At 67.7% G+C, this 26,392-nt stretch carries 17 protein-coding genes; 7 read left to right on the forward strand and 10 right to left on the reverse strand.

Annotated features, from left to right (window positions below; genetic code table 11):
* Nucleotides 1-13: 13 nt before the first annotated feature.
* From IEQ11_RS01560 to IEQ11_RS01595, 8 genes are all read right to left on the reverse strand, one after another.
* Complete coding sequence (locus IEQ11_RS01560; RefSeq protein WP_228464959.1) at nucleotides 14-1,915, reverse strand: glycoside hydrolase family 127 protein; 1,902 nt, start codon at nucleotides 1,913-1,915, stop codon at nucleotides 14-16.
* The gene (locus tag IEQ11_RS01565) at nucleotides 1,912-4,104 is read right to left on the reverse strand and encodes a formylglycine-generating enzyme family protein (protein WP_191823179.1); all 2,193 of its coding nucleotides are present in this window, start codon (nucleotides 4,102-4,104) and stop codon (nucleotides 1,912-1,914) included. The genes IEQ11_RS01560 and IEQ11_RS01565 overlap by 4 nt, the downstream gene beginning before the upstream one ends.
* 43 nt (nucleotides 4,105-4,147) lie before the next feature.
* Entirely contained in the window at nucleotides 4,148-5,050 is a 903-nt protein-coding gene (locus IEQ11_RS01570) for a ribokinase (RefSeq protein WP_191823178.1), read from the reverse strand.
* Complete coding sequence (locus tag IEQ11_RS01575; protein ID WP_228464961.1) at nucleotides 5,047-6,471, reverse strand: serine hydrolase domain-containing protein; 1,425 nt, start codon at nucleotides 6,469-6,471, stop codon at nucleotides 5,047-5,049. Before IEQ11_RS01575 ends, IEQ11_RS01570 begins: the two co-directional genes overlap by 4 nt.
* A gap of 253 nt (nucleotides 6,472-6,724) precedes the next feature.
* Nucleotides 6,725-8,995, reverse strand: coding sequence for a TonB-dependent receptor (locus IEQ11_RS01580; protein WP_191823176.1), 2,271 nt, complete (start codon nucleotides 8,993-8,995; stop codon nucleotides 6,725-6,727).
* Between the two features lie 578 nt (nucleotides 8,996-9,573).
* Nucleotides 9,574-10,455, reverse strand: coding sequence for a LysR family transcriptional regulator (locus IEQ11_RS01585; RefSeq protein ID WP_036107659.1), 882 nt, complete (start codon nucleotides 10,453-10,455; stop codon nucleotides 9,574-9,576).
* 235 nt (nucleotides 10,456-10,690) lie between these two features.
* Nucleotides 10,691-13,285, reverse strand: coding sequence for a sodium:solute symporter (locus tag IEQ11_RS01590; RefSeq protein ID WP_191823175.1), 2,595 nt, complete (start codon nucleotides 13,283-13,285; stop codon nucleotides 10,691-10,693).
* An 88-nt stretch (nucleotides 13,286-13,373) separates the two neighbouring features.
* The gene (locus IEQ11_RS01595) at nucleotides 13,374-14,228 is read right to left on the reverse strand and encodes an HpcH/HpaI aldolase/citrate lyase family protein (protein WP_036107662.1); all 855 of its coding nucleotides are present in this window, start codon (nucleotides 14,226-14,228) and stop codon (nucleotides 13,374-13,376) included.
* A 370-nt stretch (nucleotides 14,229-14,598) separates the two neighbouring features.
* On the opposite strand from IEQ11_RS01595, the gene IEQ11_RS01600 reads away from it, so the two are divergent.
* The 6 genes from IEQ11_RS01600 to ubiB all read left to right on the forward strand — a co-directional run bounded on the left by IEQ11_RS01600 (nucleotide 14,599) and on the right by ubiB (nucleotide 21,281).
* Entirely contained in the window at nucleotides 14,599-15,501 is a 903-nt protein-coding gene (locus IEQ11_RS01600; RefSeq protein ID WP_191823174.1) for an alpha/beta fold hydrolase, read from the forward strand.
* 7 nt (nucleotides 15,502-15,508) lie between these two features.
* Nucleotides 15,509-17,179: an olefin beta-lactone synthetase gene (oleC, locus tag IEQ11_RS01605; RefSeq protein WP_191823173.1), complete on the forward strand. Its 1,671-nt coding sequence runs from the start codon at nucleotides 15,509-15,511 to the stop codon at nucleotides 17,177-17,179.
* A gap of 351 nt (nucleotides 17,180-17,530) precedes the next feature.
* Nucleotides 17,531-18,541 carry a 2-alkyl-3-oxoalkanoate reductase gene (gene oleD / locus IEQ11_RS01610; RefSeq protein ID WP_191823716.1) on the forward strand — a complete coding sequence of 337 codons (1,011 nt, stop codon included), beginning with the start codon at nucleotides 17,531-17,533 and terminating at the stop codon, nucleotides 18,539-18,541.
* 81 nt (nucleotides 18,542-18,622) lie between these two features.
* A complete protein-coding gene (locus IEQ11_RS01615; protein ID WP_036107675.1) occupies nucleotides 18,623-18,784 on the forward strand; it encodes a DUF1328 domain-containing protein in 162 nt (53 codons plus the stop codon).
* A 149-nt stretch (nucleotides 18,785-18,933) separates the two neighbouring features.
* Entirely contained in the window at nucleotides 18,934-19,596 is a 663-nt protein-coding gene (locus IEQ11_RS01620) for a ubiquinone biosynthesis accessory factor UbiJ (RefSeq protein WP_036107678.1), read from the forward strand.
* Nucleotides 19,593-21,281 (forward strand): ubiquinone biosynthesis regulatory protein kinase UbiB, encoded by a 1,689-nt coding sequence (gene ubiB / locus IEQ11_RS01625; RefSeq protein WP_191823715.1) that lies wholly within the window; start codon nucleotides 19,593-19,595, stop codon nucleotides 21,279-21,281. Before IEQ11_RS01620 ends, ubiB begins: the two co-directional genes overlap by 4 nt.
* 765 nt (nucleotides 21,282-22,046) lie before the next feature.
* Here the strand turns inward: ubiB and IEQ11_RS01630 are convergent.
* Complete coding sequence (locus tag IEQ11_RS01630) at nucleotides 22,047-24,833, reverse strand: M16 family metallopeptidase (protein ID WP_191823714.1); 2,787 nt, start codon at nucleotides 24,831-24,833, stop codon at nucleotides 22,047-22,049.
* Nucleotides 24,834-24,968: 135 nt separating this feature from the next.
* Here IEQ11_RS01630 and IEQ11_RS01635 point away from each other — a divergent pair, with 135 nt between their 5' ends.
* Nucleotides 24,969-25,733 (forward strand): pseudouridine synthase, encoded by a 765-nt coding sequence (locus tag IEQ11_RS01635; protein WP_228465037.1) that lies wholly within the window; start codon nucleotides 24,969-24,971, stop codon nucleotides 25,731-25,733.
* A 3-nt stretch (nucleotides 25,734-25,736) separates the two neighbouring features.
* Here IEQ11_RS01635 and IEQ11_RS01640 read toward each other — a convergent pair whose 3' ends face one another.
* Nucleotides 25,737-26,333, reverse strand: coding sequence for a DUF2059 domain-containing protein (locus IEQ11_RS01640; protein ID WP_191823712.1), 597 nt, complete (start codon nucleotides 26,331-26,333; stop codon nucleotides 25,737-25,739).
* Nucleotides 26,334-26,392: the final 59 nt, after the last annotated feature.

Consider the following 26,392-nt stretch of genomic DNA (forward strand, 5'->3'; position numbering starts at 1 on the left):
GTGCACGCATCGTTCACCGCGGCGATACCGGCGGCAACGACAGCCAGGTCAGCCGCCATGCGCCGTCGACGCGGCCGCCGGCGCAGTAATAGGGCTCAAATACCAGCGGCGCGCGATAGCCCGGGTCCAGTTCGATCCGCGGCGTCGGGTGCCGCGCATCGGCCGCATGCCAGTGCAGCCAGTCCGACGCGGGCGCGGCCGGCGGCTTGAGCGTTTCCTCGGTCTTGAAGCCGTCGATCAGGCCGGTCGCATACACCAGCGGGCCGCAGGTCACCGCCAGATACTCGTTGTGCAGCACTTCCTGCGCGACCGGACTGCCGTCGGGCGCGCGCGATTCCTGCACGTTGCGATTGACCGTGGTGTGGAGGTGCGGGGCCATCGGAAAGTCGATGGCGATGCGGTCGCTGTCGTTCCACTCGCGATCGAGCACGAGGTAGTCGCCAAGTGCGATCGCGGTCGACACGGATTCGCCATTGATCGACACCGATGCGTCGTTCGCCCACGAAGGAATTCGCAACTTCAGCGCGAATCGCGCCGAGCGTTCCGGATTCACGCGCAGACCGATGCGGCCATCGAACGGATACGCCGTGTCCTGCTCGATCCGCACCGTGCCCGCCCGCGCCAGTTCGACCCGCGCCGCGCCCGGTCCGTACAGATTGACCGCCAACGCATCGTCGCCGCCGCGCGTGTAGGCGATGGCCGGCAATTCCTCGATCGCCATCGCGCCGCTGGATTTGCAGCAGCGCCAGTACGTCGTATGCACGCGCCGCCCGTTGGGAAACACGTAGTAGCACCAGTCCTCGCCGTTGGGCGCCTGCGCGCCGAGCAGATCGTTGTAGGCCGAGCGTTCGATCTCCTCGGCGTAACACGCCTGGCCGGTGATGCGCAGCAGTTCGCGATTGAGCTGGATCCAGGCCAGGGTCGAACAGGTTTCGACATAGCCCTGCGGACTGAACACGCCGGCCGGATTAAACACTTCGCGCGAACGATGAGCGACGCCGCCCCAGGGGCCGCCGCCGAGGCTGAGGTGATGATCGCGGATGCTGCGCCACAGCGATTCGACCGCGCTCAGATACTCGGCGCGGCCGGTGGCGCGATGCAGCTTGGCCAGGCCGACCAGATTCCACGCGAGTTGATAGGCCTTGCCGGTGGCGATCTGCGCCGCATCCACGCCGGCCAGCGCGCGGGTGAGCAGGGCGAGATCGGGATGGGCGTCGGCCTGGCTGATCACGGTCAGGGCCAGATCGAGAAACCCGCGCTCGCCGGTGGCGAAATACAACTCGACCGCCGGGTCCAGCAACACCGTGGCCGACATGCCGTGGTGATTGCCCAGTTCGGTGATGTCGATACCGCCGCGGGTCAGCGTGTCGAGGCACAGCGCGCCGATCCTGCGCGCCGCGTCGAGATAGCGCGGTTCGGGAAAGTGCTTGTGGATTTCCAGCAGGCCCAGGATCAGATAGGCGTGGGTCCAGATGTCCCAGGTGCGCACGCTCGGCGCGCCGTCCCAGGTACCGGGCTTGGGCGCCTGTTTGCGCATGAAGCGATGCTCGGGCGCATAGGTGCCCATGTAGCCGTCGGCCTCCTGATGCGCGACCAGAAAATCGGCGACCCGCCGCACCCGCGCCAGCAGGTCCTCATCGCCGCTGCGCGCGGCCGCCTTGGCCGCGGCGACCAGCCACTTGCCGGCATGTTCGCCGTACCAGTCGCCCTCGATGTTCTGCTGGCGATGGGCCGGGGTGAAGATCGCGATCGCCGGGCTGGTTTCGTCGACGATGAAATGCGCCAGACGGCCGCGGCGATTGGCCTCGAGCGCGTCGCCGAGCAGGCCGTCGAGACGGACCTCGACGCGCGCGGTCTTGGCGGTGTAGTCGCTGTGAGTCATGGCGTCGGATGAAGGCTCAGGGTCGCTGCTCATGCGCTCGCATCGACCACGCAGCGGAAACCGATGCAGCCCGAGCGGTCCTTGCTCGGCGCCATCAACAGATACTTGCCGTGCTGATCGAGCCGGTAGGCCTGCGGAAAATACCAGTGCGAAGTCTGCGGCTGGTACGAACTGCCGCCGCGCAGCACCGCGCCGCGGGTGTGTTCGTCGTGGTATTCGTCGGTCCATTGCCAGACGTTGCCGACCAGATCGAGCACGCCAAACACGCTGGCCCCGGCCGGATGCGCGTCGACCTCGTCGGGTGCGCGCAGGCGCCGGCCGCGATAGGGCGCGGGCACCGCGTCCTCGCGCCAGTCGTTGCCCCACGGATAGCGGCGGCCGTCGCCGCCTTGCGCGGCGTACTGCCACTCCCATTCGCGCGGCAGGCGCTTGCCGGCCCAGTGCGCGTAGGCGCGCGCGTCCTCGATCGCAATCCAGGTCACCGGGCGATTCTCCCAGCCCGCGCGCGGCGCGCCGTCGACCCAGTCGCGCAGGTAGTTATGCGCATCGCGCGGCGCATAGCCGCTGGCCTGGACGAAGCGGTGGTACTGCGCGTTGGTGACCGGCGTGCGGTCGATGAAGAAACGTTGCATCGACATGCGCTTGCGGTGATTGCGCCGCGCGCTGTCTTCCCACGGGTATTGCACGTCGACGCCTTCCCAGGTCTGGCCTTCGATCTCGATCCCGCCGACGACGAAGTCGAACTCGCCGGCCGGAATCTCGACCATGCCCTCGGGCGCGGTCGCGACCGCGCTCACCGGCGCGATCGGCACCAGCCGCTGCTGCAGGGAATGCCATTGCTTGGAATAGCGATGCAGCGGGATGTCCGACAACTGGCGCATGCCGTCGAGGAAAGTGTCCAGGCCGGCGTGTTCGACGCCCGGCGCCAATGCCAGCAGCGCGCCGAAGCCGCGGCCTTCGAGAACGAATTCGAACACCGCCTGCCCGCCGTCGATGCGCGGTTCCAGCGCGACTCCGTTCCAGGCATCGAAATAGCGTGTGCCCGGCTCGTGCGCGACCGCGATCTGTTCGCCGTCGATCTCGTATTCGTTGCGATTGACCAGATGCCACACCGTGGTGCCCGCGTGCGGGAAACGGCTGGCGAACACGCCGGCCTGGCGGGTGTGCACGTACGGACGCCAGTCGGCGCTGGTCATGCACGGCGCGAACTCGCGTTCGATCGTGGCGATGCGGCGCAGGGTTTCGGCGTCGCGGTCGGTGAGCTGGTTCCACAGGCCCCAGATGTTTTCCCAGGCGTTGTAGCCCACGCCGTTGAAGAAGATGTATTGCAGGTCGTGGTTGCGATCGCGGCCCCAGCGGTTCTCGTAGTTGATCATGTGGCGCGGTTCGAGCCACTTGAACTTGGCCACCGGCGGGATCAACTCGTTCGGTGCTTTCTTGCCCCAGCTCTGCACGTTCCAGATCAGCGCCTCCTCGGCGCTGATGGTGGATTCGGGTTGCAGCACGACCGGATGGCCGAGCGCGTCGCAGGCATCGAAGAACGCGCGCGGCACGCCGTTGTAGGTGTCGCCGTTGACGCCGTCGGCGCCGACCGCCTTGACCAGCGCGGCCACCGCGTCCCAGTCCTTGACCCCGCTGTCGCGGGTGCCGTGGTCCCAGGGCATGGTCGGCAGAAACACGCGCACGCCGCGGCGATGGAAATCCTCGATCGCGCCGCGCAGGCCGTCGAGTCCGCCGGGCAGGTCGCCGGCCAGATCGAACTGGTTGCGATCGTCGACGCCGATGTTCGGATACACATGCCAGATCAGCACGCTGTCGATGCCGCCGTAGCGGCGTTCGAGATCGTCGAGATAACGGTCGACGGTGTAACGCCCGGCGACCGGATCGTAGAAGTAGCGGTCCTCGGCCATCATCTGCGCGTGGACGAAATTGCGCTGCGCCCATTGCAGTTCGGGTCGGCGGTAATGCGCGTCGTCGTAGCCGATGCGGATCAGGTGCTCGCGGCGCCAGTCGATCAGCTCGGCGATCCAGTCGTCCAGGGTCGCATCGACATCGACCTTCCAGTGACCGATCTCGGCGAACGGCCAGCCCGGCGCCTTGCCCGGCAGCGGCAGATAGCGTTGGGTGGTGACGTGCGAGAACTTGTATTCGGTGCGCACGGCGCGACGTTCGTCTTCGTGGGAAGCGTGATCGTCGGCGGCGGTTCGGTAAGGGCTGGTCATGGGGGCGTCGGTGGGGAGCGAGGCGGGAATGGAGGGCCGGCGATCAGAGCGTTGCGGCGAGCAGCCGTTCGACTTCATCGCGCGTCGGCACGCTGGTCTGCGCGCCGGCTCGCGTGCAGGCCAGGGCCGAGGCGGCGCTGGCGCGGCGCAGGGCCACGGCGAAGTCCTCGCCCTGGGCGAGCGCCGCGACCAGTGTGCCGCAGAACGTGTCGCCGGCGGCGGTGGTGTCGAGCGCTTGAATCGGGAACGCGGCCTGGGTCAGAAAACGGCCGTCGACGCGCGCGCGGCAGCCGCGCGCGCCGAGCGTGACCACGACCCGGGCGGTGGGGATTCGCGCCAGCGCGGCATCGATGTCGTCGGCGATGCCGCTGAGCGCGGCGAGTTCGCCTTCGTTGACGATCAGCAGGTCGACGCAGTCGAGCAGCGAGGCCGGCAACGCGCGCGCGGGCGCGGCGTTGAGCACGACCACGACGCCGGCCGCGCGCGCGCGTCGCGCCCAGGCTTCGATCGCGGGCAGCGGGGTTTCGAGTTGCAGCAACAGATGGCCGACGCCGTCGAGCGCGGGCAGATCGTCGGCGCGCAAGGCGGCGTTGGCGCCGGGCGCGACGGTGATCGCGTTCTCGCCGTCGTCGGACACGCAGATGAAGGCGGTGCCGGTGGCGTGATCGGGACAGCGGATCAATTGCAGTTCGACCCCGGCGTCGCGCAGCGAGGCTTCGATCGGCGCGGCATAGGCATCGTCGCCGAGCGCGAGCAGCATGCGCGTGGCCGCGCCGCCGGCGCGCGCGCAGGCGATCGCCTGGTTGGCGCCCTTGCCGCCGGGAAACGTGGCCAGCTCGCGGCCGAGCACGGTTTCGCCGGGCGCGGGCACGTGGCTGGCGCGGACGACGAAGTCGAGGTTGGCGGAACCGGCGATCAAGACGGAAAGATTATTCGATCCGCTCATTTCGTCGTATCCGGGGTCGTGGTGTCGTGAGTGTCGCCTTTGCTTGTATCCGCCATCGCTTCGTCGACCAAGCGATAGAAGTCCTTGCTGATCCTCGGCAGATCGCGCGGTACATCGCCGCGCGGCAGATGCTGCAACAACGCGATCGCGACCCATCGACGCGCCGGATCGATCGCATAGGTGGTCGACGCCGCGCCGGGCCAGCCGAAGCGGCCGACCGATCCGGGCTGGCCGCGCTTGACCGGATCGATGACGACCGAGCCGCCGAAGCCGAAGCCTTCGCCCGGGTTGAATTGATGCACGGGCGGATCGAGCATGCTGAGTTGGTTGCGCAGCATCAGGGCGACGGTTTCGGCTCGGAGGAGGCGTCGAGTGGGTTCGACGGTCGTCTCGGGTTCGCCGCGCTCTTTCCTACCGTCATTCCCGCGAAGGCGGGAATCCAGAGACTTTCGTGCAGCCACGTTAAAGTCTCTGGATTCCCGCCTTCGCGGGAATGACGAATTGAAAGGATGTCGGTCCGAAAGGTTCGTTGCTTCATGCGGACAATTCGAAGCCGTACCCGTACCCGTACCCGTGCTCGAAGCCAAAGCAAAACCCGAATCCTTTGCCGCAATCGCCCCGCCATCCAACAACACCTGCGCAAACCGCGCATAGTCGCAAGCCGTCGAATACAACCCGCCCGCGCCGCTGGCATACGCATTCAACGCCGCGCCCGGTTCGCGCGCGCTCGGCCCGTCGGCGATCCGCAGCCGCCCGTCGTCGCCCATCGTGGTGATGTCGACCACGCGTCCGCGCTGCGACGCCGGCACGCTGAAGCCCGTGTCGCGCATGCCCAGCGGAACGAAGATGCGCTCGCGCAGGAAGGCATCGAACGGTTGCCGCGCGACCACTTCGACCACCCGGCCGAGCACTTCGATCGCGGCGCCGTCGTAGCCGAAACGGGTGCCGGGATCGGCCGCGAGCGGCGCGTGGCTCAATCGCTCGACGAAGCCGCGCAGATCGCTCGCCGCGTGCGGGTCGTTGCGTTCCATCAGCTCGGTCGCGGCTTCATCGCCTTTCAAGCCCGCGGCGAACCCGGCGGTGTGGGTCAGCAGTTGGCGAATGGTGATCTCGCTGTTGGCCGGGCGCAGTCGCGGTGCGTCGGCGCTGCCGCCGATCAGCACCTGGCGATGGCCGAGTTCGGGCAGATAGCGCGAGACCGGATCGTCCAGGCCGATGCGGCCTTGTTCGACCAGCAGCATCACCGCGGCCGAGGCGATGGTCTTGCTCATCGAGTAGATGCGGAAGATCGCGTCCTTGCGCATCGGTTCCCGACGGGCCAGGTCGCGGTGGCCGTAGGCGTGGAAGTCGACGATGCGGCCTTCGTGCGCGATCAGTACCACGGCGCCGAGGTAGCCGTCGGCACCGGTCGTGTCGCGCATGAAGCGGTGCAGCGCGCTGAAGTCGGGCTGGACCGTGGGCTGGACGCTGGCCTGGACCGCATGGGCTTGGACCGCATGGGCTTCGTTCGCAAGGCTTTGAGCACACGCCAACCCCGCGCAGCCCGCACCCAGGATCAGCAGGCAACAGCGAAGGGCGGCGGAAACGGGCAAGGCATGCGGTCCTGCGTGGCGAAAGCGACCGCCGCGAGCGATCGGGCTCGGCGGCGGTGTCGGGTACGGCCTGGGCGGGCGATCAGAACTTGAAGGTATGGGTGAGCGACACGGTGCGGCCGCGTCCGGCCCAGTAGTTCTGGAAGCCGCCCGGCGGCTGCGACCAGCTCAGGATGTACTGCTTGTCGAACAGGTTCTCGATGCCGAGCGAGAACTTGCCATAGCGCTCGGTCTCGAAGTTCATGCCCAGGTCGAACAAGGTGTAACCATGGGTGCTTTCCTTGAAGCTGAAGCGCTGGCCGTCGAACGCGCGCACGTCGCTGCCCGACAGGTTGCGCGAGAACAGCGTGGTCGCGCCCAGGCTCATATCGGCGTGCGGCAGGAAGTTCCAGGTCAGGGTCCAGGCGAACTTGTCGGGGTTGATGTCGAGCACGCCCATCGGCTTGTTGGTGCCGCCGGCGGGGTAGCGTCCGGCCGCGTCGGCGGCCCAGAACGAGGTCTTGCCGGCGGTGTGCGAGTACACCGCGCTGAACCGCCAGTCCTCGTTGAAGCGCCAGTCGCCCGACAATTCGTAGCCCTTGATCCGCACCGGCGCGCGCAGCAGGACGAAGTCGTTGGTGGCCGGGTCGATCGCCAGCGATTGGCCGTAGTCGGACTTGGAGTCGTAATGCGAAGCGCTCAGCGCGCCGCGCTCGCCGCGCCAGTTGAAGCCGAACTCGGTGTTCTTGACCACGATCGCGTTGAGGTCGAGCAGATCGCCCACGCCGATGCGCGGATCGTTCGGGCAGCCGTCGGGCTGGGTGTCGCCCGGATCGTTGGAGCACTGGATGTTGCGCAGCGGGATGCCGACGTTGGCCAGGGTGAAGCCTTCGCCGTAGGAACCGAACACCGACCAGGCGTCGTTGATGCGCCAGACCGCGCCGAGGTTCTTCAAGGTTTCCTGGTATTCGAGCGTGCCGCCGTCGACATGGCGGCGATCGCGATACCAGGTGGTGGTGTAGCTGTCGACGTGCAGTTCGCCGTCTTCGCGGCGCAGGCCGCCCGACAGGGTGACCGGGCCGATGTCCCACGACAGCTGCGCCCACGGCGCCTTGCTGCTGTATTCCATCGGCGGCACCCACAGCCGGTTGGTCAGCGCCAGGCGCTGCTGCGCGGTGTCCTTGACCAAATCCAGGCCGACCCGCAGTTCCAGCCCGCTGACCGAGAACAGCGACGGCCGCGCCCACGAGGTGCGCAGGCCTTTCTTGTTGGTGACGATTTCCGATTGGTCGTAGATGGTGTCCATCGGCGCGATCAACGGGTCCTGCTTGTCGATCGTGTTTTCCGGCAGATAGCGCATTTCCTGATCGGCCTTGTAGCCGTTGATGGTCAGGGTGCCGCCGAAGAAATCCGAATGGATGTAGCTGAGCTGGTATTGCTTGAAGTCGTTGATCGCGGCCTTCGAGCCGAAGATCGAACCGCGCTCGGAGGTGTTGGTGCGGGTCGCGCCGCACAGCGCGGCTTCGTCGGGACGGCAGCCCAGCACCTGCACGTAGTTGGCCTTGCCTTCGATGTTGAAGTGGCTGATCGAGCCTTCGATGCGCTGCACGCCGTCTTCGCCGAAGTTGTAGCCGGCCTTGATGAACACGTTGCTCGCTTCGGTGTCGGCCAGCGAACCGCTGGTGTTCATGCCGATGCGGCGGCCGTTGCCGTCGTAGGTGATGCCGCGGTCGAGAAACGAGGCCGCGGCGATCATGTCGAAGTTGCCGGCCTTGCGGGCGAAGGTCGCGCCGAGTTTCCAGCCGGCGCTGTCGTCCTTGAACTGGGTGGTGTAGCGCGAGGTGATGGTGAACTCGTTGCCTTCCTTGGTCGGCGCCGCGGACAGGTAGTTGATGATGCCGCCGGCCGCGCCGATGCCCTCCGACGCCGACGGGCCGTTGATGACCTCGATCCGGCCGACGATGCCCATGTCGGTGAAGGTGCCGTTGCGAGTGCCTTCGCGCAGCGGCGAACCCTGCGGCACGCCGTCGAACAGGCGCAGGGCGACGCGGCCGCGCAGGTTCTCGCCGGTGTTGCTCATCGCCTGCGAGGATTCGGCGTAGCCGGGCACGGTGCGCGCGAGCACCGCGGTGGCGTCCTCGGTCAGCACCAGGCTGCGTGCGAGTTCGGCCTTGGACACCAGGGTGATCGCGCCGGGAATCTTGTCGACCGCCTTGGGGCTGCGGGTGCCGGTGACGACGACGTTGTCGAGGTCGACAGCGGCTTTGTCGCTGCTGGGCGTGGCGGCGGGGTCGGCGTCTTGCGCGTAGCTGGTGCCCGCGAAGGTGGAGAGCAGCAGCACGCTGCTGATCGCGGCGGTAAGTGGCTTGAGCATGTCGGTCTCGTTGAGTGCCGGTGATCGAGCCTGCGCGTGAGGGGGACGCGTGCCCGTGGTGGCGTGCACAAGGCGGCGGCGCTGTCGCTGTCGCGACCTCTCCGTGTCGCGCCGACGTCCGTGCAGGTTCGAGGCGAGCCTATGCGCTCGCCGTCACGGTTGGAACCGACGCGGAGTATGTTCACAGACTAGGTTTTGTTGTCTTAAGCGCCGCGGGTCGATAGCAAAAGTTTTGTCGCATTGCAGCATCGATGCGCGCGATGCATGACGTCGCGGTAAAAACCGCAAGACCGCCGCGGGCGTCCTGCCGGCGGCGGTCTTTGGGGAGGTCCGAGGATTGAGCGATGGCGGACGAAACAAGGCGATGCGAGTGCGCCATCCGCTGCGTTCGCGAGCAGCCTAACCGCCGCATCGCCGCGTTGGAACCCGAAACTGCGCGAATAAGACCAAGGTTTTAGTTGCATGTGCGCAACGTCGTGTGTCGATGTGGCCGCGCTGCACCAGCGCTTGTGCCTGGGTCAATCGGCGAGGTGGCGATGCGTCACCTGCGATGCTCAACGCGGCGCTCGACGCGGCGGTCAACGTGCTTGCGAGGTCATCGCTTTGCGGCTCTCGCGCAGGAACGCGGTGACCAGGCGCACGCGCACGCTGGACCGCGACCAGACGATGCCGATGCAGCGTTTGGCGGTCGAATCAGTCAGCGGGATGCGCGCCAGTTGCAGGCCTTCGGGCCACGGCGGCGCCCAGTCGGGCACCAGCGACACGCCCAGGCCGCGGTCGACCATCACCGCGATCGCGTTGAGCGCGTTCAGTTCGAAACGCTCGCGCGGCACGATGTTGGCCGCGCGCAGGTATTCGTCGGCCTGGCGGCCGCCCCAATGGTGGCGGTCGTAGCGGATCAGCGGCTGGGTCGACAGCAGTTCGCGCGGATCGCGCCCGGCCATGCTGCGCGGCGCGAGCACGATCAGCGGCTCTTCGCGCAGCAGCTGCCACTCGCAGGTCTTCGGCAGCGGGAACGGCGCCTGCAGCACCACCGCGGCATCGATGTCGCCCTTTTCGACGGAATGGTACAGATCGGCCGAATAGCCCGGCTGGATGAACACGTTGATGCCCGGAAACGATTCGACCATGCGCGCGAGCACGTCCGGCAGCATGCCGGCCAGCGCGGTCGGGCAGGCGCCCAGGCGCAACTCGCCGGAGATTTCGCTGTCGTTGGCGACGCTGCGCAGGTCGGCGACGTTGCGCAGCAGCTCGCGCGTGCGCGGCAGGATCCGCGCGCCTTCCTCGGTGACGCTGACGGTGCGGCCGACGCGCGCGATCAGCGGCGCGCCGATCTCGCGTTCGAGCGTGCGGATCTGCTGCGCGACCGCGGCCGGGGTGATGTTGAGCACGCGCGCGGCGGCGGCCATCGAGCCCTGATCGACCACGGTCACGAAGGTATTGAGGAACTGGGTTTCCACAAGGCACCGGTTGGGGCGGGAATCGAAAATCGGGAATCGGGAATCGGGAATCGGGAATCGGTAGAGCACTTGCGCCGGCGATTGAAGACTCGCCGGCTACCTGGTTCAACTCAATACATCAACCTTGGCCGCAGTGCCAGCCGCGCCGGCTTTTGATCTTCGGATTCCCCATTCCCGGCTTTACCGCAACCTTGCGCGCAGTGCCAGCCGCGCCGGCTTTTGATCTTCCGATTCCCTACTCCCGATTCCCGATTCCCGGCTCCACAGCATTCCCCATTCCCGGCTCCACAGCCCGATCGCGAAAGATCGTCAACCCATTCAACGACTGCCGCGGCGCCGGGAAGAACAGGCTGGCGAGATAGCCGATCACGATGCACAGCAGGATCGAGATCGCCAGGTAGTAGTACGGATGGACCATCTGCAAGGTCCAGATGGCCAGGGTCAGGGCGATGCTCGCGGCGATGCCGATCGCCACGCCCTGCCAGTTGGCGCGGCGGGTGAACATGCCCAGCGTGTAGGCGCCGGCGAAACCGCCGCCGAGCAGGCCGGCCAGTTCGATCGACAGATCGAACAGGGAATGGATGTCGAACTTCGACAGCAGCAGCGCGGTGCCAATGCCGATCAGGCCGACCACCACGGTCATGATCTCGGCGAAGAACACGCTCTGCTTCGGCGTGCGGTTCTTCGCCAGCTTGTCGTAGAAGTCCACCGAGATCAGCGTCGCCACCGAATTCATGATCCCCGACAGCGTGGCCATCGCCGCGGCGAAGATGCCGGCGATGATCAACCCGGTCACGCCGACCGGCAATTCGGCGGCGATGAACATCGGGAAGGTCGCATCGATCGGCAGCAGCGGGTTCATCCGCTCCGGGTTGTTCTTGTAGTAGACGAACAGCGAGGTGCCGATGGTGTAGAAGATGATGCCGCCGGGGATGGTGATCGCGGCGAAGGCCCAGATCGAACGCCCGGCCTCCTTGTCGGACTTGGTCGACAAGGTGCGCTGCATCAGCACCTGGTCCTTGGGGAAGGTCAGCACCACTTCGAACACCACCAGGAACAAAAAGCCCCAGACCGTGGCCTTGGTGATGTCGAAGCTGAAGTCGAAGGTGTGCATCTTGTCCAGCGACATCGCGGTGGACCAGTACTGGTCGAAGCCGCCGGGCAGGTGCCAGATCATGAAGCCGATCGCGAACAGCGCGCCGCCCATCTTGACGATGACCTGGACGAAGTCGGTCCAGATCACCGCCTTCATTCCGCCCATCGCGGTGTAGACGATGGTGAAGCCGCCCATCAGGATCACGCTCCAGAACACGCTGATGCCGGTGATGGTGGCGATGCCGAGCGCGGGCAGGAACAAGATCACGCTCATGCGGCTGCCGATCTGGACCAGGATGCACAAGGCGCTGGCGAGCATGCGGATCGCCGGATGGAAGCGCGTCTCCAGATACGAGAACACCGACATCAGGTCGAGCCGGCGCAGCAGCGGCACGATCCACACCGCCACGAACATCAGCCCGAACACCGCGACGACGTTGTTGGCCAGGTATTGCCAGTTGGTTTCGAAGGCCTTGGCCGGAATCGCGATGAAGCTGATCGAGCTGGTGTTGGCCGCGTACAGGCTCACGCCCGCGGCCCAGAACGGGATGCTGCGGCCGCCGACGAAGAAGCTGCTGGTCGAGCCGCGCTTTTCGCGCATGTAGAAGAACAGACCGATGCCGATCATGCCGCCCAGGTAGACCACGATCACCACCCAGTCCAGCCAGTGCAGGCCGAGCTTGCGCGCCTGCACCTGGGCGGTGGCGAATTCCACCTGCCGGCCGTCGGCGGACGCGCGCGCCCACATCAGGCCGTCGGGCCAGCTCGCGGTGGCGGTTGCGCCGGCGGCGACCTGCGCGCCGGGCAAGGTCGCCCAGGAACCGGTGATGGTCTGGTAGATCATCAGTTTCGCCGCGGCCTGGGCGTTGGCGGGGTCGATGATCGGATACAGCACATGCGCCTGACCGGTCGCGCGGCCGGCGCCGGGCAGGACCTGGCCGGGGATGCGGCTGACTTCGCTCCACTGGTTTTCCGGCGAGCGGCGCAGCATGCGGTCGGCGCCGCCGCGCGGATCGGCGACGATCACGAACAGCGCGCGGGTCTGCGCGACCAGCGAACGCGGCGCGGCGGCGCCGGGCCAGCCCGGCAGCGAGGTCCAGGCCGCGGCTTCGTCGGCGAGCGGCCGTTGCAACAGCTGCGCGCTGCCGTCGGCGGCGAGGCCGGCGACAAACAGGCTGTCGCCCGACAGGGTCGCGCGCAGCGACGACAGCGCGATCGGCAGCGGCGGCAATGGTTTCAGGTCGAGGCGGGTGTCGTTGCTCGTCACACGCGCGATGACCGGCGCGGTTGCGACCGCGCTGACGGGTTCGGTTTTGAGCGCGGAGGTTTCAGCAGGCTTGGCTTGTGAACGCGCGGCTTGAGAAGCAGCGACCGCGGAAGGAGCAGCAGCGCTCGCCGACGCATCGGCGGGCAACAGATAGGCGCGGGTTCCGTCGCCGATCACCGCGCCGGCCTGCGCCGCGCCGCTCCATTGCAACGGCAGCCAGCGTTTGCCTTCGGCATCCAGGCGCCAGGCCTGATCGCGGGTCAACGCAACGGTGCGGCCGTCGAGGTTCGCCATGCCGACCAGCGGCGCGGCGGTGTCCAGCGCCGGCAAGGTGCCGGCGAGCAGCGGCGTCAGCGGTTCGGCCTGCAGCGGCGCGGCCAGGGCCAGACCGGCGAACAAGCCCAGCGCCACCGCCTTGGCGCGCACGCCGCGGCAGGCACGCGCGAACGCGTAGGAACATTGCGACATCGAATTACGCCCCATCATCGACGCGCACCGGAACGTCCGGCCCGCGGTAGTGCCATGTCTGTCCGCGGGCCGCGCGCGCGGGCGCGACTCACGTCCGCCGCGCCGAGGCCAGCAGCGCCTGCGCCCGCTTGAGGAACGGCAGGTCGATCATGCGCCCGTCGACCACGAACACGCCGCGGCCGCCGTCGGGCGCGGCCCGCGCGGCGTCGACGATGCGCCGCGCCGCCTCCAGTTCGGCCGGGGTCGCGGCGAACGCGCTGTTGGCCAGCGCGACCTGACGCGGATGCAGGCAGGTCTTGCCGAGAAAACCGAGCCGGCGCGCCGCCCGCGCCTCGGCCACGTAACCGGCTTCGTCGTGCAGGTCGGCGTAGGCGCTGTCGAGCGCGAACACGTCGGCCGCGGCCGCGGCCATGCGCACGGCGAACATCGCCGAGTGGACATTGGCCAGATCGTAGCGCTCGATGCCGGCGTCTTCGAACAGATCGGCCAGGCCGAGTTGCAAACCGGCCACGCGCGGATGCGCGGCGGCGATGTCGGCCGCGTGCAGCAGCGCGCGCGGGGTTTCGATATTGACCAGCAGCCGGATCGGCTGGCTCACGCCGTTGAGCGCTTCGGCGCGCTCGATCGCGGCGATCGCCTCGTGCAGCGCGGCGGCCGATTCGATCTTGGGCAGATTGATCAGGGCCACGCCGTCGCGCGCGACCGCGGCGAGGTCGGCGGCGAAATGCGGCGAGGTCGGATCGTTGACCCGCACGATGATGGCTTTGCGCGATGCGGCGACCGCCTCGGAGCCGACGAAGGCGGCGACCGCGATGCGCGCGGCGGCCTTGCGCTCTTCGGCCACGGCGTCTTCCAGGTCCAGCGACAGCGCATCGGCGTCGCCGGCCAGGGCCTTGTCGAACAGTTCCGGCCGTACCCCGGGCACGAACAGCTTGCTACGCATACGGCCACCGCGGCGGATCGAGATCACTCATGGCCCCGGAGTGTGCGTCAAGCAAACAGTGGCAATCGCACAGGGGTCGCATGTTCAAACGATAGGTTTTGTATTGAGTGGAGCCGGGAATGGGGAATTGGGAATGGGGAATCGGAAGGGCGGGGCGCGGCGATCGGGTGGGCACGAGGTCTGAGTGAGAGGACGTTTCAGCGCCGATACCCGAAGCCGCGTGGCCTCATCCGACGGCGGCAGCGTTCGAATCCCGGGTTGCCCCTCCCGATTCTCGATTCCCAATTCCCGATTCCCGGCCCCAAACAGCCGATAATGCCGCCCTGTCCGCCAGGCCCGCCCCCCGCGCGCGCCGCTTACCGAGTCGCCGATGACGTCCAGCTCCCGCTTCCCCGACTACCCCTTCCAGCCGCAGCGTTTCGAGGTCCGCCCGGGCATCGGCATGAGCTATCTCGACGAGGGCCCGCGCGACGGCGAAGTCGTGGTGATGCTGCACGGCAACCCGTCGTGGAGCTTTTACTGGCGCAAGCTGGTCAGCGGGCTGAGCGATCGCTACCGCTGCATCGTCCCCGACCACGTCGGCATGGGCCTGTCCGACAAGCCCGACGACGCCGGTTACGAGTACACCCTGCAATCGCGCGTCGACGACGTGGAAACCTTGCTGCGCCACCTGGGCATCACCGGCCCGATGACCCTGGCCGTGCACGACTGGGGCGGCGGCATCGGCTTCGGCTGGGGGCTCACGCATTCCGATCAGATCAAGCGGCTGGTGATCACCAACACCGGCGCGTTCCCGCTGCCGGCGGCCAAGCCGTTGCCCAAGCGCCTGCGCCTGGGCCGCGATTCGTCGATCGGCACCGGCCTGATCCGCGGCTTCAACGCCTTCGCCGGCGGCGCCTCGCGCCTGGGTGTGGTCAAGGCGATGCCGGCCGACGTGCGCCGCGCCTATGTCGCGCCGTACGACAGCTGGGCCAACCGCATCGCCACCTCGCGTTTCGTCCAGGACATCCCGCTGGGCGAGGGCGACAAGGCCTGGTCGCTGGTGCAGGCGATGGGCCGCAAGCTGCCCGAATATGCCGACCGCCCGGCCTTCATCGGCTGGGGCCTGGCCGATTTCGTGTTCGATCATCATTTCCTCAAAGGCTTCACCGACGCGCTGCCGCGGGCGCAGGTGCATGCGTTCAAGGACGCCGGGCATTACGTGCTGGAAGACAAGGCCGAGCCGCTGGTGCCGCAGATCCGCGCCTTCCTCGACCGCCATCCGCTGAGCTGAGGTCCGCATGGACGCCGCACCCGACCGCGCCACCTGCAACATCGCCGCCGCCTTGCCGCGCTTGGCCGCGCAATCGCCGCAGCGCGTGGCGATGCGCTGCCCCGGCACGCGCCGCGCCGATGGCCTGGCCAGCTACGACGTCGAGCTGACCTACGGCGAGCTCGACCGCCGTAGCGACGCGATCGCCGCCGGCCTGGCGAAGCGCGGAATCGTGCGCGGCACCCGCGCGGCAATCATGGTGCGGCCGTCGCCGGAGTTCTTCCTGCTGATGTTCGCCCTGTTCAAAGCCGGCGCGGTACCGGTGCTGATCGATCCGGGCATCGACAAGCGCGCGCTGCGCCAATGCCTGGACGAGGCCGCGCCGGAGGCCTTCATCGGCATTCCGCTGGCGCATGCCGCGCGGGTGGTGCTGGGCTGGGCGAAGTCGGCGCGCATCCGCATCACCACCGGCCAGCGCGCGTTCCTGGCCGACGACACGCTTGAGCGGGTCGAACGCGCCGGCGCCGGCGTGGGTTCACAGCTGGCCGACACCCGGCCCGACGAAGTCGCCGCGATCGTGTTCACCAGCGGCTCGACCGGCGTGCCCAAGGGCGTGGTGTTCCGCCATCGCCATTTCGTCGCCCAGATCGAAATGATGGGCGAGGCCTTCGGCATCGTGCCCGGCGGCGTCGATCTGCCGACGTTCCCGCCGTTCGCCCTGTTCGATCCGGCGCTGGGCCTGACCTCGGTCATCCCCGACATGGACCCGACCCGGCCGGCGCAGGCCGATCCGGTCAAGCTGCTCGATTCGATCAACCGCTTCGGTTGCGATCAGCTGTTCGGTTCGCCGGCGCTGATGGCGGTGCTGGCGCGGCACGGCCAGCCGATGCCGACGATCAAGCGGGTCACTTCGGCCGGCGCGCCGGTGCCGCCGGACACGGTCGCGCGCCTGCGCGAACTGCTGCCCGACGACGCCCAGTTCTGGACCCCGTACGGCGCCACCGAATGCCTGCCGGTCGCGGTGATCGAAGGCCGCGAACTGCAATCCACCCGCGCCGCCACCGAGGCCGGCGCCGGCACCTGCGTCGGCCGCGCGGTGGCGCGCAACGACGTGCGCATCATCCGCATCGACGATGCACCGATCGAGCAATGGTCCGACGATCTGATCGTCGAGGCCGGCGTGGTCGGCGAAATCACCGTCGCCGGGCCGACCGCCACCGACAGTTATTTCAATCGCGACGCGATGACCCGCCTGGCGAAGATCCGCGAAATCGTCGACGGCGCCGAGCGCATCGTTCACCGCATGGGCGATGTGGGCTATCTCGACGAACAGGGCCGGCTGTGGTTCTGCGGGCGCAAGACCCACCGGGTCGAGACCGCGAACGGTCCGCTGTACACCGAGCAGGTCGAGCCGGTGTTCAACACCCATCCCAAGGTGCGCCGCACCGCGCTGGTCGGCACCGGTACCAAAGGCGCGCAGCTGCCGCTGCTGTGGGTGGAACTGCACAAGCCGCGTATCGGCAACAGCGAGCGCGAGCAGATCGTCGAAGAACTGCGCGCGATCGGCGCGGCGCATGCGCATACCGCCGGCATCGAGCGCTTCCGTTTCCACCCGGGGTTTCCGGTCGATATCCGCCATAACGCCAAGATCGGCCGCGAAAAGCTCACGCTGCAAGCCCAGGCCACCGAAAGCCGGTAAGCCCCCTGTAGGAGCGGCGCGAGCCGCGACCGCGACACCACGGTTACGACGTATGCGCGATGTCGCGGTCGCGGCTCGCGCCGCTCCTACAGTCGGGCCTCGCGTCGATGCGGCGATCTGGTTTTTTTGCGGCTTGGCATGACCTTCCATACCCAGTTCACCGAAAGCCGTTGATGCTACCTGTAGGAGCGGCGCAAGCCGCGACCGCGACACCACAGTAACGAGGTAGGCGCGGTGTCGCGGTCGCGGCTTGCGCCGCTCCTACAATGGGAGCCTGGTGGTTTTGCATCGATCTGGTTTTGGGCCACTTGGCATGATCACTTTTATCTCTATGACTTCGGGGCTGATGCTATGAAGATTTTGGTCACCGGCGGCGGCGGATTCCTCGGCCAGGCCCTGTGCCGCGGCCTGGTCGCGCGCGGCCATGACGTCGTCAGCTTCAACCGAGGCCATTACCCCGCGCTCGATGCGCTCGGCGTGACCCAGGTGCAAGGCGACCTCGCCGATCGCGCCGCGGTGATCGCCGCCGCGCAAGGCTGCGAGGCGATCTTCCACAACGCCGCCAAGGCCGGCGCCTGGGGCAGCTACGACAGCTACCACCAGGCCAACGTGGTCGGCACCGACAACGTCCTCGCGGCCTGCCGCGAGCACCGGATCGGCAAACTCGTCTACACCTCCACGCCCAGCGTGACCCACCGCGCGACCCATCCGGTCGAAGGCGGCACCGCCGACACCGTGCCCTACGGCGAAGGCTTCAAGGCCGCGTACGCGACCACCAAGACCATCGCCGAAAAAGCCGTGCTCGCCGCCAACGACGCGCGGCTCGCCACCGTCGCGCTGCGTCCGCGTTTGATCTGGGGCGTGGGCGACAATCAACTGCTGCCGCGTCTGGTCCAGCGCGCCAACGCCGGCCGCCTGCGCTTCGTCGGCGACGGCAACAACCGCATCGACACGACCTACATCGACAACGCCGCGCAGGCGCATTTCGATGCCTTCGATCATCTCGCCCCGGGCGCCGCGTGCGCCGGCCGCGCCTACTTCATCAGCAACGGCGAGCCCAAGACCTTGCGCGAAACCCTCAACGGCCTGCTCGGCGCGGTCGGCGCGCCGCAGGTCGACAAGACCTTGCCGTTCGGCGCCGCCTACGCCGTCGGCGCGGTCTGCGAGGCGTTGTGGCATGTGTTGCCGCTCAAGGGCGAGCCGCCGATGACGCGGTTTCTGGCCGAGCAATTGTCGACCACGCACTGGTACGACATGGCGCCGGCGACGCGCGACTTCGGTTACGTACCGAAGGTCAGTTTTCACGAAGGACTCACCCGGCTGAAGGCCGCCTGCACGCAAGCGCCCATCATCACCAAGTGACAACCTTCGCTGGCACAGGATCGAACCGTGCCATCGGACAACCCTCCGGTGGTGGCTTTCTCTCATGCCAGGAGGTTCCCCATGCTTCACTACGCCGCCGTCTTCTTCGTCATCGCGATCATCGCCGCGGTCCTGGGCTTCACCGGCATCGCCGGCGCCGCCAGCAACATCGCCTGGATCTTGTTCGTCGTGTTCGTGATCCTGGCGATCATCTCGCTGTTCCGCGGCCGCAAGGTCGCCTGACGCCGGTCCGACGCTCGATAACGCTCGACCGTTCCGCCGCCGGCCCGCGCATCGCGCGGGCCGGCGTGTTTCGGGCGCCGACGCGGCCGCCCGAATCGCCGCCCGAATCGATGCATGGATGCAGCGGAGCACAGGGCTACAATGGCCGCATGACCGACTCAGATCCCTCGTTCCTGTCCTCGCTCAAGCCACTAGCCGGACGCGCGTTGGAAGCCGCGCTCAACCGCGCGCTGGCGCTCGACCCCGACACGCGCGACAGCCTGCGCGCGCTCGACGGCCGCAGCGTCGCCCTGCATCTGGCCTCGCCGCCGATGGCGCTGCGCATCCTGGTCGCCGGCGAGCGGCTCGAAGTCGGGCCGGTGCGCGACAGCGACGAACCCGATCTGTCGGTGCGCAGCACCCTCGGCGCGATCTTCTCGCAACTGCCCAACCTGCTCGGCGCCGCGCGCAACGAGCAGGCCGCGCCGGTCGGCAAGATGCGGATCGAAGGCGACGCCGATCTGGCCCGCCGCCTGCAGCGTCTGGCCGAACGCTTCGATCCGGATTGGCAGCAGCCTTTCACCACCGTGTTCGGCGAGGTGGCCGGCGTGCAGATCGCGCACGCGGTGGCCGGCGCCTTGCGCCATGCCCGCGACGCCGCCGGCGCGCTGGCCAGCAATGTCGCCGAATACGTCACCGAGGAATCGCGCGACGTGGTCCCGCGCGACGAACTCAATGCCTTCCACGACGATGTCGATGTGCTGCGCGACGATGTCGAGCGCGCGGCCGCGCGCGTGGCGCGTGTGCGCGATCGCGCGAGGCGCGGCGCATGAGGTCCGCCATCCGCGCCTGGCGCATCGGCCGCGTGTTGCTGCGCTATCGCCTCGACGATCTGCTCGACGGCACGCCGGTCGAGCGCTGGCTCAAGCTCGCGCGTCCGTTCGTGCCGCGCGCCCCGGCCGAAATCGCGGCGATGTCGCGCGGCGCGCGGCTGCGCCTGGTGCTGCAGGAACTCGGGCCGATCTTCGTCAAGTTCGGGCAGATCCTGTCGACCCGCCGCGACCTGGTGCCGCCCGACATCGCGATCGAACTTGCCCTGCTGCAGGATCGGGTCGCGCCGTTCGACGGCGAGACCGCGCGCCGCATCGTCGAGGGCACGCTCGAGCGCAGCATCGAGGACGCGTTCGAATCGTTCGATATCGAGCCGCTGGCCTCGGCCTCGATCGCGCAGGTGCATGCCGCGCGGCTGGCGCCGGAAAACGGCAATCCGGCGCGCGAGGTGGTGGTCAAGGTGCTGCGTCCGGATATCGAGGGCAAGATCGCCGGCGATATCGCGCTGTTGAACGCGCTGGCCGCGCTGGTCGATCGCGCCCATCCCAGCGCCGACAAGATCCGCCCGCGCGCGATCGTCGCCGAAATCGAAAGCACGCTGGCCGCCGAACTCGACCTGCAGCGCGAAGGCGCCAACGCCAGCGTGCTGCGCCGGTTCTGGGCCGACAGCGACGACATGTACGTGCCCGAGGTGATCTGGTCGCATACCAGCGAACGCGCGCTGACCCTGGAGCGCGTCTACGGCATTCCCTCCGACGACATCGCCGCATTGGACGCCGCCGGCATCGACCGCAGCGCGCTCGCGGCCAAGGGCGTGCGGGTGTTCTACACCCAGGTGTTCCGCGACAACTTCTTCCACGCCGATGCGCACGCCGGCAACATCTGGGTCGACAGCGACCCGTCGCGTCGGCGCAATCCGCGTTTCATCGCGCTCGACTTCGGCATCATGGGCCAGTTGTCGGACGAGGATCAGTACTACCTCGCCGAAAACTTCATGGCGATCTTCAACCGCGACTACCGCCGCATCGCCGAGCTGCACGTGCAGGCCGGCTGGATTCCCGCGCACATCCGCATCGACGAACTCGAAGCGGCCACGCGCGCGGTGTGCGAGCCGTACTTCACCCGGCCGCTGAGCGAAATCTCGCTGGCCGAGGTGCTGGTCAAGCTGTTCCGCACCGCGCAGCGCTACGAACTGACCTTGCAGCCGCAGCTGATCCTGCTGCAGAAGACCTTGCTCAATATCGAAGGCGTGGGCCGCCTGCTCGATCCCAAGCTCGACATCTGGGCGGTGGCGCGGCCGGTGCTGCAACGCATTTTGCTGGAGCGCTACAGCCCGCAGCGGCTGGCGACCGAGTTCCGCAAGCGCCTGCCCGAATTCGTGACCCGCGCGCCGGAAATGCCGCGTTTGCTGCATGCATGGCTGAGCCAGCAAGTCTCGGGCCAGCACGAACTGAAGATGCGCTCGGCCGACATCACCGACCTCAACCGCAGCATCCGCGAGGCGGTGCGCCGCACCGTCGCGGCGATTCTCGGTACTGGCCTTTTGATCGTGGCGGCGGTGCTGTTCGGACTGGAAGCCGGCGGGCCGCGATTGTGGTCGATCCCGGCGTCGTCGTGGATCGCCGGGCTGGGCGGCTTGTGGGCATTGCTTGCGGCGTGGCCGCGGGGCAAGCGCGAATCGCGTTAGGTCGATCTGGTTTGATCTGATTTTGTTCGATTCGATTCGATTCGATTCGATTCGATTCGATTCGGATTGGTGCGATTCGATCCCGCCTAGCGCGATAGACCCTCGATCTTGCGCATGCGCTTTTGCTGTTGCCCCCTTTGACAAAGGGGGCGAACGGCCGCGAAGCGGATGTGGGGGATTTGCTGTTGCTGTTGCTTGCTTTGAAGAGCAAAGGCAAATCCCCCCTGGCCCCCCTTTTGTAAAGGGGGGAAAAGCAACAGCAACAGCAACAGCAACAGCAAAAGCAACGACAACGGCAGACTCGGGAGCGGACACGTGCGCCAATCATGCCCACTTTGAAAAAGGGGGCGAGCGCCCGTCGCGAGTTCGAAGCCGGATCGAAACGGTCGCGCGGGGGATTCGCTTTTGATGGGCGCGGAGCAAAAGCGAATCCCGCTTGGCCCTCCTTTTGCAAAGGGGGGAGAACCCGTCAGGTGGGATGGGTGAGGTCGGGCGATTGCACGGCTTCGGCAGGTGGACGTCGAGTAAGCGCGAGTCGTGGCGCAAGCGTCCGCGCATCTGCAGCCGCGCCGTCAAGCCTCTGCTGTTGCCCCCTTTGACAAAGGGGGCGAACGGCCGCGTAGCGGACGTGGGGGATTTGCTTTTGCTCCTGCTTGCGGTGAAGGGCAAAGGCAAAAGCGAATCCCCCCTGGCCCCCCTTTTACAAAAGGGGGGAATCCGTCAGGTGGGATTAGTGACGGTGGGGGGTTGCGCGACTGCGGCGAGTCAGTTCACGCCGGACTTTTTCGCCGCCGCGGCGAAGTCGCCGGCCATGTAAACGCTCAGCTGATCGGGCTTGAGGTGTTTGCGGATCGCCGCGTTCACCGACTCCACCGTCAAGGCCTTGAACTTCGCGTCCAGGTCGGCCGAGAACTGCATGGTGCGGCCGTAGAACAGGTTGCTGACCAGGCCGCCGGCGATCGCCGGGTCGGACGCGCGCGCCTGTTCGCGCTGGGTCAGCAGGCCCGACACCGCGTCGCGCAATTCGTCGGCGGCGACGCCGTCCTTGATCAGCCGCGCGAGTTCCTCGCGCATCGCGGCCTCGACCTTGCCCAGGTTCTGCGGCGCGGCGATCGCTTCCACCGACCAGCTGCCGGCATCGTCGCGGCCGTCGCGGCTGCTGTCGGCGTCGAGGTCGCTGCCCACGCCGTAGCTCAGGCCGTCCTTCTGACGGATGCGATCGGCCAGCCGCGATTTGATCGAGCCGCCGCCGAGGATGTAATTGGCCGCGATCAGCGCGGGAAAATCCGCGTCGGTGTCCTTGAGCGAAATGTTCGCGCGCGCCAGCAGCACGCCGTTGGCCTTGTCCGGGGTTTCGAAGCGTTGCTGTTGCGGCGCCACCGCGGTGTAGTGGGTCGCGATCGGCGCGTACGGCTTGGGCGCGCGCCAGTCGGCGAACAACTGCTGCAACTGCTGCTTGACCGCGACCGGATCGAAATCGCCGACCACGCTGATCTGGCCTTCGGCCGTGCCGTAGAAATCGCGATGGAAGGCGCGCACGTCCTCGATCTTGAGCGCCTTGATCGCGGCCAGTGATTCGTCCAGATCCAATGCATGCAGCGGATGGCCGACCGGCCACGGATCGAAATGCTTGCTCATCGCGATGCCGGCGATGCTGCCCGGTTCCTGGCGCGAGGCCTCCAGGCCGGTGATCGCCTGCAGGCGGTACTGCTCGAATTCCTTGTCCGGAAAGCTCGGCGTGCGCAGCACCTGCGCGGCCAGCGCGAGCGCGTCGGCGAGTTGCTCGCGCCGGGTGCTCAGGTCGATGCGCGCCGATTGCAGGCCGCCGCCGATGCGCGCGGCGGTTTTCAGCGTGTCGAAGCGCGCGTCGATCTGTTCGCGGCTCAGGCCCTTGCTGCCGCGCATCAGCAGCGCGCCGGCGACATTGCCGGCGACATCATGGCCGGTCAGCGCGTCGGCGTTGGCGAAATTGAACGAGGCCGCGACATTGACCGTGCCGCCGCGGGTCTTCTTCGGCAGCAGCGCGATCTTCAGGCCGCTGCCGGCGCCGGTATCAATGGTGAAGGTCTGGGTGCGCGCGTCGATATTGGCCGGAGTCGGGTCGAAGTGTTCGCCGGCCTGCAACGCGGCCTTGCCGGTGTAGCCCTGCAACAAGCTGGCTGCGCTCGGCGCGGGCGCGATGTCGACGCGCTTGGGCGCCTGGGTGGGTTCGAAGCGGCCGAAGGTGCGGTTGCTCGATTGCAGATAGGTGCGCGCGACCCGGTTGACGTCGTCGGCGGTGACTTTCTCCAGCGCGTCGCGGTAGTGGAAGTACAAACGCCAGTCGCCCGCGGCGACCGCATCCGACAGGCCCATCGCCACGCCGGAGACATTGGTGTAGGCCAGTTCGAAGCCGTTGGCGATGCGCTGCTTGGCGCTGGCGACTTCCTCGGCGGTGATCGGCTGGCGCTGGATCTGTTCGAGTTGATCGATCAGCACCTGCTCGGCCTTGGCGGTGTCGGCGTCCTTCGGCAGCGCGGCCAACGCGGTCATCAGGCCCGGATCGCGGCGTTGTTCGCTGCCGGCGCCGATGCTCGCGGCCAGGCCGGTTTCGACCAGCGCCTTGTGCAGGCGGCCGCCGGGAACGTGGCCGAGGATGTCGTCGAGCACGCCGAGCGGCGCGGCGTCGGGATGGGTGCCGGCGGGGATGTGGTACGCGCTCATCAGCACGCGCACGTCGCCGACCCGGCGCACGGTGACTTCGCGTTCGCCGTCCTGCGCGGGTTCGCGGGTGTAGAACGCGCGCATCGGCTCGGCGGGCTTGGCCAGCGGGCCGAAGCGTTGCGCGACCGCGGCCAGGGTCTTGTCCGGATCGATCCGTCCGGCCAGCACCAAGGTCGCGTTGTCGGGCCGGTACCAGGCGCGGTAATAGGCCTGCAGGCGTTCGATCGGCACCTGCTCGACGTCGCTGCGCGCGCCGATGGTGTCGTTGCCGTAGTGATGCCACAGGTAGGCGGTCGAACGCACGCGTTCGATCAGCGCCGACACCGGGCTGTTTTCGCCGCTTTCCATCTCGTTGCGGACCACCGTCATCTCGCTGTCGAGGTCCTTGCGGGCGATGTCGGAATGGACCATGCGGTCGGCTTCCAGCGCCAGCAGCCAGTCCAGGGTGGCGTCGTTGGCCGGGAACGAGGCGAAGTAGTTGGTGCGGTCCTGCGAGGTCTGCGCGTTGTAGTTGATGCCGCGCTTCTTCATCTCGGCCGGGATTTCGCGATGGCTCGGCGTGCCCTTGAACAGCATGTGTTCGAGCAGATGGGCCATGCCGGTTTCGCCGTAGTTCTCCTGCAGCGAGCCGACGTTGTAGATCAGGTTGACGGTCACCGTGGGCTGGGTCGCGTCGGGGAACAGCAGCACGCGCAGGCCGTTGCCGAGCCGGTATTCGCAGATGCCTTCGACGCAGGGCCCGGCGCTGACGCCGGCGGGCGGCGGCGAGGCGGCGGCGTGGGCGCTGCCCAGCGCGATCGCCACGGCGAGGCTGAGCGAGGCGAGGGCGGAGGATCGGCGTGAGGGCATGAAGGGTCCTGAGTTGCGGGCGGCGGTGAACGATGAAACGCGAAGCGACCAAGGTAGCAGCGCGGCGAGTGTGGGTGCGGATGCGGCAAATAGACGAAAATGACCGTCGATCCTTCGTTTCGGACCCACGGCCGCATGAACCACGAACTGACTCCGGCCGACGGCGCCTTCGACAGCGGCGACGAATCCGTCGCCGTCCCGGCCGAACTGCCGGTGCTGTACATCGACGAGGTTCTGGCGGTTATCGACAAGCCGGCGGGGCTGATGGTTCACGACAGCGCGCTGGCGCGTGGCGAAACCGACTTCGCCGCCGACCGCCTGCGCGCCCAGTTCGGCCGGCCGATCTTCCTGGTCCACCGGCTCGACCGCGCCACCAGCGGTTGCCTGCTGCTGGCGTTCGATCGGCAGACCGCCTCGGACCTGGGCAAGGTGCTGATGTCGCGCGAGGTCGAGAAGGATTACCTCGCGGTGTGCCGCGGCTGGCCGGCGCAGGACGTGTTCGAGGTCGATCACGATCTCGACGGCGGCCCGGGCAAGCCGCTGAAGAAGCCGGCGCAGACCCGGTTCGCGGTGCTCGGCCGGACCGAGCTGGCGCTGCCGTCGTCGGGGTTCGAGACCTCGCGTTACGCCTTGCTGCGCGCGCAGCCGCTGACCGGGCGGTTCCGCCAGATCCGTCGCCATCTCAAGCATCTGTCGCATCACCTGATCGGCGACACCAGCCACGGCGACGGTCGCCACAACCGCAGTTTTCGCATGATGGGCATCCACCGCATGCTGCTGCACGCGCAGCGGCTGGCGTTCCTGCATCCGCGCAGCGGCGAGCGGATGCAGGTGGTCGCGCCGGTGGATGCGCAGTTCGCCAAGGCGCTGGCCTTGTTCGAACCGCCTGCGGCGGCGTGAGCCTTACTGGCCCTGGTTGACGATCACCGGCGGCGGTTCCGGAACCGAGACCGGGACCGGCGGTGCCGGCGGCGCGGGCGGGGCTTCGTCGGTGATCTGGCGGATGTCCTTCTGCAGGTCCTGCTGGATCTGTTCGAACATCTTCTTCATCAACGGCTGCATTTCCTGCATGGTCTGGCCCATCGCCTTGGGCATCTTCTCCAGGATGCTGCGGCCTTCGGGCGTGCCGTAGAAATCGATCATGGCCTGCACTTCGTTGGCCTGGAAGGTGTCGCGGTAGACCTTGCGGTAGATCGGCGCGACGTTCTCCCAGGCCAGCAGCTGGTCGGCGCGGGCCATCATCTTGTCCATCGAGCGCTGCAGCGACTGGCGCTGGGCCGGGCTGAGCTTGGTGCCGGCCATCGCCTCGGCCATGCCCTGGGTGGACGCGTTCATCTGCTGGACGATCTCGCGCTTCATGCGCTCGTAATTCATCGTCTGCATGAGCTGGTCGACCTGGGCGTCGCTCGGCGGCGCGGCATGGGCCGGCGCGGCGAGCAGGGCGAGCGACAGGGCGCTGATCGACAGCGCGATGGCGGGCAGACGGTAGAGGGATTTCATGCGGGGTGCTCCTTGCGTGGAGCCGCATGGTCGGGCGCGCGGGCGCATGTCGTCAATTC

Source organism: Lysobacter capsici (genome assembly GCF_014779555.2).
GTDB classification, from domain to species: Bacteria; Pseudomonadota; Gammaproteobacteria; order Xanthomonadales; family Xanthomonadaceae; genus Lysobacter; species Lysobacter capsici.